This window comes from Bordetella sputigena, from assembly GCF_965137885.1.
Classification (GTDB): domain Bacteria; phylum Pseudomonadota; class Gammaproteobacteria; order Burkholderiales; family Burkholderiaceae_B; genus Bordetella_C; species Bordetella_C sputigena.
On the sequence record NZ_CBCSCA010000005.1, the window covers coordinates 294,906 to 310,789 of the forward strand.

At 66.7% G+C, this 15,884-nt stretch carries 17 protein-coding genes; 7 read left to right on the forward strand and 10 right to left on the reverse strand.

What is annotated here, in order from left to right; all coding sequences use genetic code 11:
* The first annotated feature begins 15 nt into the window (after window positions 1-15).
* The 3 genes from ACNA0R_RS12190 (at window position 16) to ACNA0R_RS12200 (ending at window position 2,064) form a co-directional block, all read left to right on the forward strand.
* Entirely contained in the window at window positions 16-537 is a 522-nt protein-coding gene (locus ACNA0R_RS12190) for a YbaK/EbsC family protein (protein ID WP_415826263.1), read from the forward strand.
* Window positions 538-546: 9 nt separating this feature from the next.
* Window positions 547-1,311 (forward strand): NRDE family protein, encoded by a 765-nt coding sequence (locus ACNA0R_RS12195; RefSeq protein WP_415826264.1) that lies wholly within the window; start codon window positions 547-549, stop codon window positions 1,309-1,311.
* Window positions 1,312-1,641: 330 nt separating this feature from the next.
* Entirely contained in the window at window positions 1,642-2,064 is a 423-nt protein-coding gene (locus ACNA0R_RS12200; protein WP_415826265.1) for a carboxypeptidase-like regulatory domain-containing protein, read from the forward strand.
* 26 nt (window positions 2,065-2,090) lie between these two features.
* On the opposite strand, the gene arfB is transcribed toward ACNA0R_RS12200, so the two are convergent.
* Window positions 2,091-2,510, reverse strand: coding sequence for an alternative ribosome rescue aminoacyl-tRNA hydrolase ArfB (gene arfB, locus ACNA0R_RS12205; RefSeq protein WP_415826266.1), 420 nt, complete (start codon window positions 2,508-2,510; stop codon window positions 2,091-2,093).
* 126 nt (window positions 2,511-2,636) lie between these two features.
* Here arfB and ACNA0R_RS12210 point away from each other — a divergent pair, with 126 nt between their 5' ends.
* Window positions 2,637-3,674: an LLM class flavin-dependent oxidoreductase gene (locus ACNA0R_RS12210; protein WP_415826267.1), complete on the forward strand. Its 1,038-nt coding sequence runs from the start codon at window positions 2,637-2,639 to the stop codon at window positions 3,672-3,674.
* Between the two features lie 133 nt (window positions 3,675-3,807).
* Window positions 3,808-4,197 carry a thioredoxin gene (gene trxA / locus ACNA0R_RS12215; protein WP_415826268.1) on the forward strand — a complete coding sequence of 130 codons (390 nt, stop codon included), beginning with the start codon at window positions 3,808-3,810 and terminating at the stop codon, window positions 4,195-4,197.
* A 14-nt stretch (window positions 4,198-4,211) separates the two neighbouring features.
* Here the strand turns inward: trxA and ACNA0R_RS12220 are convergent, their stop codons facing one another.
* The 3 genes from ACNA0R_RS12220 to ACNA0R_RS12230 all read right to left on the reverse strand — a co-directional run bounded on the left by ACNA0R_RS12220 (window position 4,212) and on the right by ACNA0R_RS12230 (window position 7,821).
* A complete protein-coding gene (locus tag ACNA0R_RS12220) occupies window positions 4,212-4,808 on the reverse strand; it encodes an IMPACT family protein (protein ID WP_415826269.1) in 597 nt (198 codons plus the stop codon).
* Between the two features lies 1 nt (window position 4,809).
* A complete protein-coding gene (locus ACNA0R_RS12225; RefSeq protein ID WP_415826270.1) occupies window positions 4,810-6,141 on the reverse strand; it encodes an MFS transporter in 1,332 nt (443 codons plus the stop codon).
* A 75-nt stretch (window positions 6,142-6,216) separates the two neighbouring features.
* Window positions 6,217-7,821: an ABC-F family ATPase gene (locus tag ACNA0R_RS12230; RefSeq protein WP_415826271.1), complete on the reverse strand. Its 1,605-nt coding sequence runs from the start codon at window positions 7,819-7,821 to the stop codon at window positions 6,217-6,219.
* A 320-nt stretch (window positions 7,822-8,141) separates the two neighbouring features.
* Between ACNA0R_RS12230 and ACNA0R_RS12235 the strand changes: the two genes are divergently transcribed.
* Window positions 8,142-8,927, forward strand: a complete 786-nt coding sequence (locus ACNA0R_RS12235) for an enoyl-CoA hydratase-related protein (RefSeq protein ID WP_415826272.1) — start codon at window positions 8,142-8,144, stop codon at window positions 8,925-8,927.
* 16 nt (window positions 8,928-8,943) lie between these two features.
* Here the strand turns inward: ACNA0R_RS12235 and ACNA0R_RS12240 are convergent, their stop codons facing one another.
* From ACNA0R_RS12240 to ACNA0R_RS12260, 5 genes are all read right to left on the reverse strand, one after another.
* Window positions 8,944-10,176, reverse strand: a complete 1,233-nt coding sequence (locus ACNA0R_RS12240; protein WP_415826273.1) for a cation:proton antiporter domain-containing protein — start codon at window positions 10,174-10,176, stop codon at window positions 8,944-8,946.
* Between the two features lie 126 nt (window positions 10,177-10,302).
* Window positions 10,303-11,355, reverse strand: a complete 1,053-nt coding sequence (locus ACNA0R_RS12245; protein ID WP_415826274.1) for an LD-carboxypeptidase — start codon at window positions 11,353-11,355, stop codon at window positions 10,303-10,305.
* A complete protein-coding gene (gene tadA / locus ACNA0R_RS12250) occupies window positions 11,352-11,801 on the reverse strand; it encodes a tRNA adenosine(34) deaminase TadA (RefSeq protein ID WP_415826405.1) in 450 nt (149 codons plus the stop codon). The genes ACNA0R_RS12245 and tadA overlap by 4 nt, the downstream gene beginning before the upstream one ends.
* A gap of 70 nt (window positions 11,802-11,871) precedes the next feature.
* Window positions 11,872-12,723, reverse strand: a complete 852-nt coding sequence (locus ACNA0R_RS12255) for an HAD family hydrolase (protein WP_415826275.1) — start codon at window positions 12,721-12,723, stop codon at window positions 11,872-11,874.
* Window positions 12,724-12,862: 139 nt separating this feature from the next.
* Window positions 12,863-13,999 carry an extracellular catalytic domain type 1 short-chain-length polyhydroxyalkanoate depolymerase gene (locus tag ACNA0R_RS12260; protein ID WP_415826276.1) on the reverse strand — a complete coding sequence of 379 codons (1,137 nt, stop codon included), beginning with the start codon at window positions 13,997-13,999 and terminating at the stop codon, window positions 12,863-12,865.
* Window positions 14,000-14,134: 135 nt separating this feature from the next.
* Between ACNA0R_RS12260 and ACNA0R_RS12265 the strand changes: the two genes are divergently transcribed.
* Complete coding sequence (locus tag ACNA0R_RS12265; protein ID WP_415826277.1) at window positions 14,135-15,217, forward strand: flavodoxin family protein; 1,083 nt, start codon at window positions 14,135-14,137, stop codon at window positions 15,215-15,217.
* A 74-nt stretch (window positions 15,218-15,291) separates the two neighbouring features.
* Here the strand turns inward: ACNA0R_RS12265 and ACNA0R_RS12270 are convergent, their stop codons facing one another.
* Window positions 15,292-15,819, reverse strand: coding sequence for a hypothetical protein (locus ACNA0R_RS12270; RefSeq protein WP_415826278.1), 528 nt, complete (start codon window positions 15,817-15,819; stop codon window positions 15,292-15,294).
* Window positions 15,820-15,884: the final 65 nt, after the last annotated feature.

A 15,884-nucleotide genomic window follows, 5' to 3' on the forward strand; every position in this document is an offset into this window, starting at 1 on the left:
TCGGTATCGGCCGGCGTGTCCGTTCATGATCGATTGAAAGCCCTGCTGGACGATGCGGGCGTCAGCTACCGCCTGCTGCGGCATGCCGCCGAAGGCCGTTCCGAGGCCGTGGCCGCGATACGCGGCACCGCGGTCGGCCAGGGCGCCAAGGCGCTGGTATGCCGCGTCAAGCTCTCGTCCACGCAACGCGCCCATGTGCTGGCCGTTTTCCCCGCCGACCGCCAGGCCGACCTGGAAGCCATCGCGCGCGCGGCCGGCGGCAAGAAGGCATCGCTGGCCTCGCGCGATCTGGCGCGCGAACTGACCGGCTGCGAGATCGGCGCCATCCCGCCTTTCGTCTTCGACGATGCGCTCACACTGCTGGTGGACGAAACACTGGGCACCCGTTATGACGAGATCGTGTTCAATGCCGGCCGCCTGGATGCCTCCATCGTCATGCAGGCGCGCGACTACCTAGCCTTGGTGCGCCCAAGGACTGCCGGCTTCACGCGCGATGGTGGCGTTGCCGCGGACGCGGCCCTCTCCCGCACGGACTGAACAGCGACCATGTGCCTGGCGGTTCTTGCCATCGACGTACTCCCCGGCATACCCGTGCTGGTCGCCGCCAACCGCGACGAATACCACGCGCGCCCCACCGCCGCCGCCGCGCCATGGAAGGACGACCCGCGCATCATCGCCGGCCGCGACCTGCAGTCCGGCGGTACCTGGATGGGAATGACGCGCGGCGGGCGCCATGCGCTGGTCACCAACTATCGCGATCCCATGAGCATCCGGCCCGGCGCGCCATCGCGCGGCAAGCTGGTGGAGGATTTCCTGCGCGGCGATGCCACGCCATCGGACTACATCGCTGGAATCGCCGCCGTCGGCGCCGACTACAACGGCTTCAACCTGATCGTCGGCGATCGCGGCGACGTCTGCTACTACAGCAATCGCGGCTCGGCGCCGCGCCATCTGGGCCCCGGCATCTACGCCTTGTCCAACCACTTGCTCGACACGCCCTGGCCCAAGCTGGCCCGCACCAAGGCCGCCTTTACCGACATCCTGCGCACCGCGCCATCGCCCGACATCGAAGCGCTGTTCGATGCGCTGGGCGACCGTTCCGTGGCCCTGGACGCCGAACTGCCGGACACCGGCGTCGGCCTGGAGCGCGAGCGTTTTCTCAGCAGCGCCTTCATCGTGGGGCTGACCTACGGGACGCGATCGTCCACGATCATGACCATCGGCACGGATCACTGCGCGCTGTACGAACGGCGCTTCGCGCCGGACGGCGCGCCGGCGGGACGTTCGAACTGGGACCTGGGATCACTCTGATCGAAGGCCTGCCCCGGCCCTGTCGACATACTGATCGAACCGGTGTTCAACATCGCAGGCACCGCCAGGACGGCGGCGAACTAGACGCTTCCGATCGGTGGCGCGCACCGCCGCCCGCCTTGGCACACGCTTTTTGACTTTCATCATCGAGCCCGTTCTTACGGGCAGGTATCTTGCTATACCGAGCCGCGATTGCTGACATACGAAACTTCAACGCTTGCAACGACTCAAAGCTATGCGCGGGGGCATGTGCGGGTGTAAAGCCATCGCGAACCCGCCGCGCGCCCGGTCCCGGGCTAAGGGACGCTTATGATTTTTCATAGGAGCAGAATGATGAAAACAATCCGTTTCCGCCGCTCGCTGGCTGCGATGCTTATGTTCGGCGCCGGGCTCTCCGTCGCATATGCCGATATGCCGCCCGTACAGCAGGTTGGCAACATCCAGTACGTGTCCGGCGGCATCGGCCTGGACGAATCGACGTCCATGAAGGCCGCCGAAAAAGACTATTCGCTGTCCATGGTGTTCGCGCAGCACCTGGATGGCCAGAATGCCTACGCCGCCGACGTGCCGATCACCATTACGGACAGCAAGGGCGCGATAGTTTTGCAGACCACCACCAGCGGCCCGTACCTGCTGGTCAAACTGCCACCCGGCACGTACAAGATCACGTCGACCTATAACGGCAAAGCGATGACGCGCCAGGCCACGGTCAGCAAGGGCTCGCACGCCCGTATCGGCTTCGAATGGCAATAAGGGCGTGAGCCCCGCGGGGCGGCGCCTCAACTGCCGTCCGGCACTTTTCCTCTCAGCAGCTTGACCTGCCCGTGCCGTACTTTGCGCTGCACGCGGCGCTGCTGGGAGGCGCGCGTGGGCCGCGTGGCCTTGCGCGGTATTACCGGCCGCGCGGCGGCGGCGATCATGCCCGCCAGGCGCGCGATCGCTTCCTCGCGATTCTTGTCCTGGCTGCGATGCGTCTGCGCCTTGATGACGGCCACGCCATCCTTGGTGATGCGCCTGTCGCCGCTATCCAGCAGGGCTTGCTTGATCGGGTCCGGCAGGGACGAGGCCCGGATATCGAACCGCAGGTGCACGGCGCTCGACACCTTGTTGACGTTCTGTCCGCCCGCCCCCTGGGCGCGGATCATGCTGAACTCGACTTCGCGTTCGTCCAGGAAAAGGGTGTTTGAGATCGGAATCATGGCCGCGAGTCTACGCATTTCCCACGCCCGCCGTCACCCCGTACAACCCGGCCGGCGGCAAGGTTGCTAGGCCGGACGGTTGAAATCGCCGATACACTGCCCCATGTATATGGCGTGAGGAAACCCATGAAACCCCTGTCAGAAATACCGCTTTCGGTCCTGGACCTTGCGCCCATCGCGCAGGGCCGCACCGCCGCGGACGCCTTCCGCAACACCGTCGAGCTGGCCAGGCACGTCGAGGCCCTGGGCTACAACCGCTTCTGGCTGGCCGAGCACCACAACATCAACGGTATCGCCAGCAGCGCGACCGCGGTATTGATTGGCCATGTGGCCGCGCATACCCATACGATCCGCGTGGGTTCCGGCGGGGTCATGCTGCCCAACCACGCGTCGCTGATCATCGCGGAACAGTTCGGCACCCTGGAATCCCTGTTTCCCGGCCGCATCGACCTGGGCCTGGGCCGCGCGCCCGGCAGCGACGGCCTGACGCAGCGCGCCCTGGGACGCGACCCGCGCAGCGGCATGAATTTCCCCACGCAGCTGGAAGAGCTGCGCGCGTATTTCCGGCCCGCGCATCCCACGCAGGCGGTACGCGCCGTACCGGGCGAAGGCTTGAACGTGCCCATCTGGCTGCTGGGGTCCAGCGACTTCAGCGCGCGCCTGGCGGCGCAGCTGGGCCTGCCCTTCTCCTTCGCCGGGCATTTTTCGCCGGAAGGCATGGCGGCCATGCAGCTGTATCGTCACCTGTTCCAGCCTTCGGATGTCCTGGAGCGGCCTTATGCCATGATAGGCGTGCCCATCATCGCGGCCGATACGGATGCGGAAGCCCGGCGGCAGGCCACCACGCAGCAGCAGAAATTCCTGTCCGTGGTGCGCGGACACCGCCTGCAGCTGCAGCCGCCGGTGGACGATATGTCCGGGCTATGGGACCAATGGGAACAAGCCGCCGTCCAGCAGCGCCTGGGCGCGGCCATCGTCGGCGGCCCCGAGACCGTCAAGCGCGAACTGGAATCGCTGATCGCGCGCACGCAGGCCGACGAGGTCATGATCGTATCCGACTTCTACGACCCGGCGGACCGCCTGCGCTCCTACGAAATCGTGGCGTCGATCAAGCAGTCGGCGGCGCCGCAAAGGACGACAAGCGGCACGGCCGTTGCGCAATAGCAAGGCTTAACCAGCAAGGTTTAATGCGATAGCGCCGTAGTACCACCATGGCCGCGCCGCCCGGCGCCGGCCTATCACCCAGAGCCCGCGGGGGCTCGCATGCGCCGCGCATGACGTGGCAAGGACGTATCGAATGAGCATCGTCGAACTGAACAAGGAATCCTTCCAGGAAGCCATCAAGCCGGAAGGCACGTTGATCGTCGACTTCTGGGCGCCATGGTGCGGGCCGTGCCGCGGCTTCGCGCCCGTGTTCGAAAAGGCCTCCGACGAGCATCCCGACGTAACCTTTGCCAAAGTGAATACGGACGTCGAGCAGGAGCTGGCCGGCGCGCTGGGCATCCGCTCCATCCCCACCCTGATGGTGTTCCGCGAACAGGTTCTGCTGTTCTCGCAGCCGGGCGCGCTGTCGGCCGGCCAGCTGAATGAATTGCTGACCAAGGTGAAGGAACTCGACATGGAAAAGGTGCATCAGGACATCGCCGCGGCACAGCAAGGCCAGGACGCCGAGGGCAACCAGGCCTGATCGGCCCTCGTCCATCACTCGCGTTGCGCGTCGACGCGCAGCGCGCCCTGGCCTCGCGTGAAGTTGACGAACCAGGCGTTCAAGCCGTCCAGCGTATGCCTGGGCACCGACAGCGCCAGCGTCACGCCCTGCGCATCGAATGTCTCATCCGTGATCACCGCGCCGGCCTGCGCCAGGCGGGCCTTCAGATGCTGCAAGTCGGCATAGGCGCATGCGCAGCGCGCGGTCACGGTGTCGATGATCTCCACGCGCGGCGCCAGGCGCAGGCAGTTGGCGGCCGCGCCGCCATAGGCCCGCGCCAGCCCGCCGGTGCCCAGATTGATGCCACCGTACCAGCGCGTCACCACAACCGCGACGCGGTCGCAATCCTGTCCTTCGATTGCCTGCAGCATGGGGCGGCCGGCGGTACCGCCCGGTTCGCCGTCATCGCTGAAACGGTAGGCCGCGCCGATACGGTAAGCCCAGCAGTTGTGCGTGGCGCCGGGGTCCGAATGCGCCGCGATGAAGGCCATCGCCGCATCGACGTCGCCGGCCGGCCCGGCATGCGCCAGGAAAACGCTTTTCTTGATCGTTTCCCGGTAAGCATGCGGCGCGGCCAGCGTGCTGGCCATCTCAGTCGCCGCCCGCCGGCAAGGGCTGGCCGGCGCCCGCCACGGCGTGCGTAGCGGCCCCGGCCGAAGCACCCGACGCGGCCGGCGATGGCGCGACCGCCTGCCCGCCGGATGCCAGGGCCTGGGCTTCCGACACCGCGGCGCGCGCGCGGCGCTGCAGCGCCAGCGCGATACATATTGCGATAGTCGCCGCCAGGGCGGCGAACAGGAAGATCGCCGGGTAGCCGAAACCGGTCACGATCAAGCCGGCCACCGGTCCGGTGATACCCAGCGACAGATCGAGGAAAGCCGAATACGCGCCCAGGGCCGCGCCCCGGTTGCCGGCGGGCACGCGATTCACGGCCTCCACTCCGACGGACGGGAAGACCAGCGAAAAACCGAAGCCTGTCAACGCCGCCCCGGCCAGCGCCATCCACGGCGCGGCGGCCAGCCACAACAGCAACAGGCCGGCGATCTCCACGCTGATGGATGCGATGGCGACCCGGAAGCCGCCGAAGCGGCCGATGGTGCTACCCAGCAACAGGCGCGCGCCTATGAAAAAGCAACCGAACACGCTCAGCGACAACGCCGCGCCATCCCAGTGGTGAGAGGCGTAGTACAGCGTGACGAAGGCAGCAATCGAGCCGAAGCCCACCGACGCCAGCCCCAAGGCCATGCCATGCGGCAACACCCGCGCCACCACCTGCGAGAAAGCCATGCGCGTGCCGCCCACCACGGCCACGCGGGCGCGGGGCGCGGCCAGCGCCAGCCCCAGCAAGCCGGCCACCAGCACCGCGCCACCCACGGCGCCGAAGCCCCAATGCGATTGCAACTGCACGCCCAGCGGCGCGCCGATGGCCAGGGCCCCATAGGTACTGATGCCGTTCCAGGAAATCACCTTGGCCGTATGGGCGGCGCCGACGCGGCCTATGCCCCAGGTGATGCTGCCCGTGCCGACCCAGCTTTCGCCGAATCCCAGCACCAGGCGCCCGATCAGCAGCGCCGCCAGGCTCAGCGCCGGCTTATCGGCCAGAAAATAGGCCAGCAGCAGGAACACCCCGCTGGCCATACAGGCCGCCAGTCCGATCAACACCGTCTGCTTGGGCCCCACGGTATCCGCCATGCGCCCGGCGTGCGAACGGCTCAGCAGCGTGGCGACGTACTGGACGCTGATCACCAGGCCCGCCAGCACGGAACCGTAGCCCAGGTCGCCATGGACGTATCCCGGCAGGACCGCCATCGGCAGGCCGATGATCAGGTAGCACAGGAAGGTGAAAAAGACGATGGAAACGACTTGCAGCGTGACGGCGAAGGCGGTGGGCGGGCGGCCGGGTCTGGCGGTGGCGGCGGACATATTACGGTGGCAGGGGCAACAACCGAGGGTTTTCCCTAGTGTACCGCAACAGCCGCGGCGCAGGCCCCCCCGGCCTCAGACGTCGACGCCGCGCGACGCCAAGTAATCCTCGTAGCCGCCGCGATAATCGACGATCTCCCCGCCCGGCAGGATCTCGATCACGCGCGTCGCCAGTCCGGACACGAACTCGCGGTCGTGCGAGACGAAGAACAGCGTGCCCTGGTATTTCTCCAGGGCGAACTGCAGCGACTCGATCGATTCCATGTCCAGGTGGTTGGTGGGCTCGTCCAGCAGCAGCACGTTGTGGCGACCCAGCATCAGGCGGCCGAAGGTCATGCGGTTCTTTTCGCCGCCGGACAGCACCTTGGGCGCCTTGGGCAGATCGTCCGCCGAAAACAGCAGGCGCCCCAGCACCGACCGCACCGATTGATCGTCGTCACCGGCCTGCCGGTAATCTTCCATCCAGTCGAACAGGTTGATGTCTTGCTGCTGGAATTGGTCGGAGACGTCCTGCGCCATGTAGCCCAGGTCGGCGTTCTCCGACCATTTGATGGACCCGGCGTCCGGTTGCAGATCGCCCGCCAGCATGCGCAGCAGCGTGGTCTTGCCCACGCCGTTCGCGCCGACGATGGCGATCTTCTCGCCGGCGTCCACCATCGCGGAAAAATCGCGAATGACGGGCGCGTCGTAGGCCTTGGACACGTTCTCGACGGTCACCGCCAGGCGGTGCATGACCTTGTTCTGCTCGAAGCGGATATACGGATTCTGGCGCGAGGACGGCTTGACCTCGACCTGATCGGCCTTGATGCGGTCGATCTGCTTGAGCCGCGACGTGGCCTGGCGCGACTTGGACTTGTTGGCGGCGAAGCGGCGCACGAAGTCCTGCAGCTCGGCGATGCGCTCCTTGGCCTTGGCATTGTTGGCCGACAGCCGCTCGCGGGCCTGCGTGGAGGCCAGCATATAGTCGTCGTAATTGCCGGGATAGACGCGGATTTCGCGGTAATCCAGGTCGGCCATGTGGGTGCAGACCTGGTTCAGGAAATGGCGGTCGTGGCTGATGATGATCATCGTGCTCTGGTAGCCGTTCAGCACGTCTTCAAGCCAGCGGATCGTGTTGATGTCCAGGTTGTTGGTCGGCTCGTCCAGCAGCAGCACGTCCGGATTGGAAAACAGCGCCTGCGCCAGCAGCACGCGCAGCTTCCAGCCGGGCGCGATCTCGCGCATCGGCTGGTTGTGCTGGTCGACGGCGATGCCCAGTCCCAGCAGCAGCTCGCCGGCGCGCGCCTCGGCCGTGTAGCCGTCGTATTCGGCGAATTTGGCCTCCAGGTCGGCGGCGCGCATGTAGTCTTCTTCCGACGCATCGGGGTTCGCATAGATGGCGTCGCGCTCGGACATGGCCGCCCACATATCGGTATGGCCCATCATGACCACATCCAGCACGCGCTGGTCCTCGAAGGCGAACTGGTCCTGGCGCAGCTTGCCCAGGCGCATGCCGGGTTCCAGCGACACGCTACCCGCCGACGCCTCGAGGTCGCCGCCGATGATCTTCATGAAGGTGGACTTGCCGGATCCGTTGGCCCCGATCAGTCCATACCGGTTGCCGTCCCCGAACTTGACGCTGACGTTCTCGAATAGCGGCTTGGGGCCGAACTGGATGGTTAGATTGGCTGTGGATATCACGTTGAGTCTGCAAAGGGCGAAACGAAACCTGTCAGTGTACCTGTTGCCGCATTCAGCGGCATTTCCGGCCCGCCGGCCGCGGTGCCCGCGCGGGACGAGCATGGCGCAAAACGTCCCTTATCCGTCCCCGACGCGGCAGGGACGGCGATCTTTGGCTTAATCCCCATCCGCTGATTGTCAAGGCACGGCAACGGGGATGTAATGCGAGCGAGAGCGCAACGGACCGATGCCGCGAAGACGCCGCCGGTCCAACGGCCGCCTCCCCGGACAAGATCCGGGCCGCCGGCGCGGGGCTGGCAGGCATCGAAGAGGGCCACATCATGCTGCAGACGCTGGAAATCGAACACAAGCCCCAGGCCGCGCTGGTGTGGCTGTCCCGACCGGACGTGCGCAACGCCATGGATGCGCAGATGGTCGAGGAACTGCGGGCGACCTATGCCAGCCTGGCCGGCAACAGCCAGGTCCGCGCCATCGTCCTGGCCGCGCGCGGCATCGCCTTTTGCTGCGGCGCCGATGAATCCTGGATACGCGAAAGCGCGCAGGCGGGCGAAGCGGCGATCCGCGCCGATGCCCAGGCCTGCGCGGCCATGCTCGAAACGATATACCGCTGCCCCAAGCCGACCATCGCGCGCCTGCACGGCGCCTGCCTGGGGCTGGGCATGGGATTGGCCGCCGCCTGCGACATCGCGATCGCATCGTCGCAGGCGAGTTTCGCGCTGCCGGAAACACGGCTGGGACTGATTCCTTCCATCATCGCGCCCTACGTGTTGCGGGCCATGAGCCCGCGGGACGCGACACGCTGGTTCCTGACGGGCGAAACCTTCAGCGCCGGCGAGGCCTGGCGCATCGGCTTCGTGCACGGGCTGTCCGAACCGGACTCGCTGGACATGCGGATCGCGGCGCTGGTCGATACCTTCATGCTGACGGCGCCGGACGCCGTGGCGGCGACCAAGGTGCTGGTGCACGAATCGTCCAACCCGTCGGGGAAAGCGCGTCATGGCGAGAACGGTACCGATACCGGGGCGCTGCCCCCAGCTGGCGCGCCGGCCCCGGGTGGCGGACTGGGATTCGGCCCATCCTGGGCCGGCGGACTACCCGGGGCATGACGCCCCCGGGCCCGCGCTATACGCCGGGATCGGGCTCTTCCGGCCGCACGCGGGCGTGCTCCAGCTTGGCCCGGTAGCGGTCCAGCGCGTTGAACAGCAGCGGATTGGCCAGGATGGACAGAATGGCGCCGGCCAGCACCAGATCCTGCCCGGCCTTGGGCAGGATTTCCTGGCTGACGCCCAGCCCGGCCAGGATGAAGGAAAACTCGCCGATCTGGGCCAGGCTGGCGGAGATGGTCAAGGCCGTCAGCTTGGGATGACGAAAAGCCCGCACGATGACATACGACGCGATCGACTTGCCGACCAGGATGATCAGGAAAGTGCCCAGTACGCCCCACGGATCGCGTATCAGCACCATCGGGTCGAACAGCATGCCCACCGACACGAAGAACAAGACCGAAAACGCGTCGCGCAGGGGCAGCGATTCGTCCGCCGCGCGCTGGCTGAATTCGGATTCGGCCATCACCATGCCGGCAAAGAAAGCGCCCAGCGCGAAGGACACGCCGAACAGCGCCGTCGCGCCATAGGCGACACCCAGCGCGCAGGCCAGCACGCCCAGGCGGAAAAGCTCGCGGTTGCCGGTATAGACAACGCGTTCCAGCAGCCATGGAATGACGCGCCGCCCGATCACCAGCATGATGGCGACGAAGGCCGCCACCTTGAGGGCGGTCAGCCCCAATATCGTCCACAGGGACGCGCCGTCGCCGTTCTGTTCGCGGCCGCCCAGCACGCCGGACAGCGCCGGGATCAGGACCAGCGCCGCCACCATGGCCAGGTCTTCCACGATGAGCCAGCCGACCGCGATGCGGCCTTCATTGGTTTCGACCAGATTGCTGTCTTCCATGGCCTTGATCAGCACCACGGTGCTGGCCACGGACAAGGCCAGGCCGAACAGCAGGCCCGCGCCCATGCCCCACCCGAGCATCCATGACAACCCCAGCCCCATGGCGGTGGCAACGGCGATCTGCACGATGGCGCCGGGCACGGCGATATGCTTGACCGACAACAGATCCCGCAGGGAAAAATGCAGGCCCACGCCGAACATCAGCAGGATGACGCCGAGCTCGGCCAGCTCATTGGCGAGGTGGCTGTCGGCGGTGAAACCCGGCGTGTAGGGACCACAGAGTATCCCCGCGCACAGGTAGCCGATCAGCGGCGGCAGCTTCAGCCGGACCGCCACCGCGGCAAGAATGAAGGCCAATACCAGACCGCCCACGATCGTCGTAATGAGCGGTGTGGAATGAGGCATGCAAGCTCCTGGTGGATGGAAAGTTGGCGACGCCGCCCGGCGGCATTCTGAACACTGGCTGAACGATATTCAAGCCTTGGAGAATATCACGGCGCCGCGGCGATCATCACCAAGCCGTGATCGGACTCAACGTCGACGCGGCTTGCCGGATCGCTTTCCATCCGTGGCTTGCTCGTGGCCATGATCGTGGCCATGATCGTGGCCGCCGTGGCTGTCGGCCGCGTCGGGATCGAAATAGGCCCGGCTATCGCCATGGCCATGCCCATGATCATGCTCGTGATGATGGTCATGTTCGTCCAGCACCAGATGCACCATACCCGGCTCGGTCGCGATCCCGACCTTCTTCCCTACCGGCAGCGTGGCCTTGGACCTGATGTGCCCGTAAGGCAGACCCGTCAGCACCGGCACCTTGACCGTCTTGCGCAGCCACGCCAGCACGGCCGGCATATCGAAGCCGGCATCGTGCGGCGCCAGGCGGTATTCGGTGAAATGGCCCAGCACGATGGCCTTCTGCTTCTGCAGGATGCCGGCCTGCCAGAGCTGCGTCAGCATCCGTTCGACGCGATAGGGATGTTCGCCGACGTCTTCCAGGAACAGGATGCCGCCCTTGATCTTCGGCATGTACGGCGTACCGACCAGGGACGCCACCATGGCCAGCGTACCGCCCCACAATATGCCGCGGCAATCCACGGGATCCGCATCCGGCGTTTCGAAGCTGAGGATTTCCAGTTCGCCGCGCATCAGCTCGCCGAACAAAGCCGTGGTCAGCTCGTCCGCGCGCTTGCCGCCGAAATCGTAGACGGCGGTCGCGCCGGTGTAGCTGACCGCGCCGGTCCGCGCCAGCAGCGCCAGGTTGAAAACCGTGAAGTCGCTCATGCCGACGAAGCGCTTGCCGCTGTCGGCCACGGCTTTCCAATCGATCATGGGCAGCAGGCGGCCCAGGCCATACCCGCCGCGTGTGGCCATGACGATGGGCAGCTTCTGCTTGAGCGCGCGCGACAGCGCCTTCAGCCGCTGTTCGTCCGTGCCGGCAAAACGCTGGTGCCGCGCGGCAGCCCCACGGTCGATCACGGTCTTGAAACCTTCGGCCTCCAGCCGCTGCCGGGCCAGCTCCAGCGCGGCCGGATCCTGCACGGCGGAAGACGGTGAAAACAGGTAGATGCCTTGCTTGCTGCTCATTGGGTGATTTCCTTGACGCGACGTGCCCGGAAGAACTGTCGCAACACCTCGCCGCACGGTTCCGCCAGGACGCCGCCATGAAACGACGTGTGGTGATTGAGTTGAGCCACGGCGCCGACGTCCAGCACGCTGCCGCAGGCGCCCGTCTTGGGATCGGCGGCGCCGTAGCATACGCGCGCCAGCCGCGCATGCAGCATCGCCCCCATGCACATGACGCAGGGTTCCAGGGTGACGTACAGCGCCAGGCCCGGCAGGCGGTAGTTGGCCAGGCGCCGCGCCGCCGCGCGCAGCGCGACGATTTCCGCATGGGCGGTGGGATCGGCGTCGATGATGGTGCGGTTGTAGCCGGCGCCCAGCACCTGGCCCTGCGCGTCGACGACGACGGCGCCCACCGGCACCTCGCCCACGCGCCAGGCTTCCCGCGCCTGGTCCAGGGCCAGCTGCATCATGGCAACGTCGAACCGCGGCTGATCTTCGGCCGAGACGGGCGGGATGGGCGGGATGGGCGGAATCGGATCAACCACGGTAGGCCCGGGACTTCAACGCGATGCGGTGGGCCAGGCTGGTCACCGCCTCTTCCAGCAACTGGTAGAGCTCGGCGTCTTCGTCATAGCGGGCGTGATTCAGATTGGACACGCGGCCCTGCTCGATGAAGCCCCAGGCCCGGCTGCGCTTATCGCGATGGCGCGGATCCCACACGCCGAAGGCGATGCCGCCGGCGCCGCGTATCAGCGAAAAGCAAGGGATATCGGTATAGCCGTCGCCCACGAAGACCATCTGGTCGAAGGGCACGCGCAAGCGGTCCTCGGGCACCTTGCGGTTGACCTCGAAAGGCTTGTTGCGAAACTCGCGTCCGATGATGCCTTTCTGGATATGGAATAGATAGCGTGTCTTGTCGGTGAAGCTGACCACCCGCCGCGGGAATTCGATGCCGCCATCCTGATCGTAGGTGAACTCCGAAGCCCAGATTTCCGTGAACTCGCGCGCGATGGGCGTGGACCGCACCACGTCGCCGATGCCGCTGGAGATCAAATAGAACTCCAGCGATACCTGCGGCTGCGCTTCGCGCACCGCGTCGCGCAGGCGTTGGAATACCGTGGTCACGCCGTCATGCAGGGGCAGCCGCCCGCCCCATTCCTGCAGGCGGTCGCGCGTGATGGGACCGCCGTGCGCGCCGGCGCGCGACAGTTGGATCATGCGATACAGGTAGGCGGGCACCGGGTCCCAATCCTGCTCGAACAACAGCGGCCCTACCTGGTCCTTCCAGAAGCCGGCCGTGTCCACGCCGATGCTGTCCAGAAAGCCTGACGTGCTATCGGGCGCAAGCGTATCGTCGAAATCGAAAATCAGGGCGATGACGTCGGACATGAACAAAGCGCGGCTTAGGGATAGCCGCCATTTTGCCTGAAATCATGCGGCGCCCGCAGGACCGGATGGACGGTTGCGCCGGCACGGCGCCGCGCGCCGCGGCAGCTTCACCAGGGCGGCCACCGAACCGGACGCCGCGTCAGGCGTCCAAGGTCGAGGCCGCGGGAAGGCGGCGGCGGCTTTTGAAGAACTGCCACATCAGGCGCGCGGCGTCGGGCCCGTGGCGCGCATGAAACCGTACGCGGCCGTCGCCGCCGCTCCAGGCATGGCCCAGCCCGGGCACCTCGCACAAGGTCACGACGCTGCCGCGGCCGGCCGGCACATCGATGCGCAGATGGTGGCGGTCGGTGCCCGACGCTTCGGTTTCCGGACCGGCGTTGTCGTCCAGGTCCACTCCGTTGGCCCACGCCAGCTGCGCCAGCAACTGGCGGCCGTTGCGCTTATCGACCACGGCGTCGCGATCGCCCTGCAGGATGATGGCCGGCATGCCCGGAAAAGCCGCGCGGTCCGGCAGCAGCGTGGCCATGGCCTGCGCCGGCGGCAAGGCCGCGCCGTGCCGCATGGCGCGCAAGCCCTCCCCCGCGCTTCTCGCGCTGCCCAGCACCGGGCCGGAATGCATGCCCAGCGCGGCGAACACTCCGGGATGCCGCAGCGCCACCAGCGCGGCCATGCCGGCCCCGGCGGACAGGCCGGCGATGTATACACGCGTCGGGTCGACGCGATAATCCTCGATCGCGGCCTGGGCGATGCCGGCGATCGCGTCGGCCTCCGCGTAGCCGTGCGCGGCGTCGGGCTGGTACCAGTGCCAGCAGCGATGGCGCTGGGCTCGCCGCGACTGCTGCGGATAGACCAGTAGCACGCCCTCGCGGTCGGCCAGTCGATGCATGCGCGTGCCCAGGGCGAAATCCGTGGCGCTCTGTTCGCAGCCATGCAGCATCACCAGCATGGGGCAGTCCTTGCGCAGACGAGGCGGTATATAGACGGAATAGGAAAGCCGCACCGGCCAGGCGCCCGGCACGGGCGGGGTCCGGTACACGCGCGTTTTCCAGGTGCCGGCGTAGGCTTGCGGGTCGAATTCGGGCGCGTCATCGGTGATGACGGCGCTCCGTGCCGCCGGCGCCTTGGCGGGCTTGGCCGCCTTGGCGGGCCGCTTGCGGGCGCGCCGCGTGGCGGCGTCGTCGAACAGCCCCGGCATGCCCAGACTCCATGCCGTCCGCTGCAGCCGCGCCACTTTGCGAGCGGTGGAAAAGAACAGCGTGGACAGCTTGCTTCGCATTACGGTCTGCCTGGCGGGATGGTTGTTATGGCTTCCATTTAACGCCTTATGCTGCATTGCAGCAACCGTTGCGTGCGTACGGGCATCGGTACACGGCTTGCGAAGGCTGAGCTGGTTCCCCTACTACGCCAGCCCATGTCCACGATTCCCATCCATGTCCGCAAAGGCCAGTCGCCTGAAAAGCTCTCGCGCGAGCAATTCCGCGAGCGTTTCATGCGGCGGTTCTACGATCCCGCCTTCCGCGCCGAACAGGCCGCGATAGACCGCCTGGAAGCCATAGCCTGGGACGGCTATCGCAATAGCCGCAAGGCGCCGATCACCGAAAAAGCCGGCCCCGGCGCCGCCGAGCCGGATTACGACCTGTCCGTCGAATGGAAAGCCGCCTCGGAGCGGCTGCGGCGGGCCGCCCATATCCAGGCGCGGCCGGACACCCCGTCGCGGGTGCTCCTGATCGCCGGCGGCTCGCGCAACGACGGCACTTGTCCCGGCGAAATGTCCAAAACCTGGCGATTGACCAATCTGGCCAAGTCGGTGCTGGACGGCGCCGGCATGGAGACCGACGTGCTGGACTTGAGCCGGCTGACCTCCGAATACGAACGCATGATCTACCCATGCAAGGGTTGCGTGTCGACCGCCATGCCTTTGTGCCACTGGCCGTGCAGCTGCTATCCGAACCACTCGCTGGGCCAGGTCAACGACTGCATGAACGACATCTACGAACAGTGGGTGCGGGCGCATGCGGTGATGCTGCTCGCGCCCACGTACTGGTATCAGTCGCCCAGCCCGTTGAAGCTGATGATGGACCGGCTGGTCTGCGCGGACGGCGGCAATCCGGATCCCTCTTCGACCACGGGCAAGGACCCCGTGAAAGCCAAGCAGCTGGAACTGGCGGGATGGCCTTATCCCAAGCACCTGGCCGGCCGAGTCTACGGGCTGGTGGTGCATGGCGATGTTGCCGGCATAGAAGGCCAGCGGCGCGCATTGAGCGATTGGCTGGAGTGGATGGGCTTGATCGCCGCGGGCGCGTCGGCTCGCCTGGACCGCTACATCGGCTACTACAAGCCCTACGCCACCAGCCATGACGACCTGGACGGCGACCATGCCGTGCAGGAGGAAGTCCGCAACGTCGCGCGCGCGGTCGCCACCGCGGTCAGGCAGGTGCGTGAAGGCAGGCTGGGACGGCCGGACGACGGCTTGAAGGATCCCCGGCCCAAATAAAAAACAAAAAGTAAAAAACAAAAAGCAAAACGGCCCGCATATCGCCGGGCCGTTCTGCGCTATTGCCTTGCCGTTTATTGGCGCGGCATGGTGCCGTAGGGCGCGGCGCCCGGCGTGCCGTAGCCGGCGGGCGGCATGGCCGGCGGCGGGGCCAGCGGCTGCGCGGGTTGGGTATAGCCCGGCTGGGTATAGCCCGGCTGCGGCGTCGCGCCCGGGGTGCCGGCCGGCACCGGGATAACCGTTTCGCGCAGGACGCCACCGCCGGAAACGCTGCCCTGCACGGTCGTATTGCCCTGGCCGGACATCTGGATCATGCAATCCTGGCGCTGGGCGGCCGGCAGCGAATTGCAGCGCGCCGTCGCGTTGCGCTGCGGATCGGCGGGCGCGCTCAGGCCATTGCGGCGGCGCTCCACCAGCGAAGCGCCGGCCTCGCGCATGCAAGCCGCCTGGTCCTGGCCGGATGCGCCGCTCTTGCAGCGCGCGACGTCTTCACGATATTGCGCGTCCGTACCGGACGCGGACCATGCCGGAGCGGCGGCGCCCAATACGCCCGCCGCGCAGAATGCCAATCCCATTGCCGACAGTTTGATTCGATGCGTCATGCTTGACCTCCTAGTCCGATGGCCGCTGGCGCGGCACGTTCGCGAAAGCCACGGTACAGCAAGTG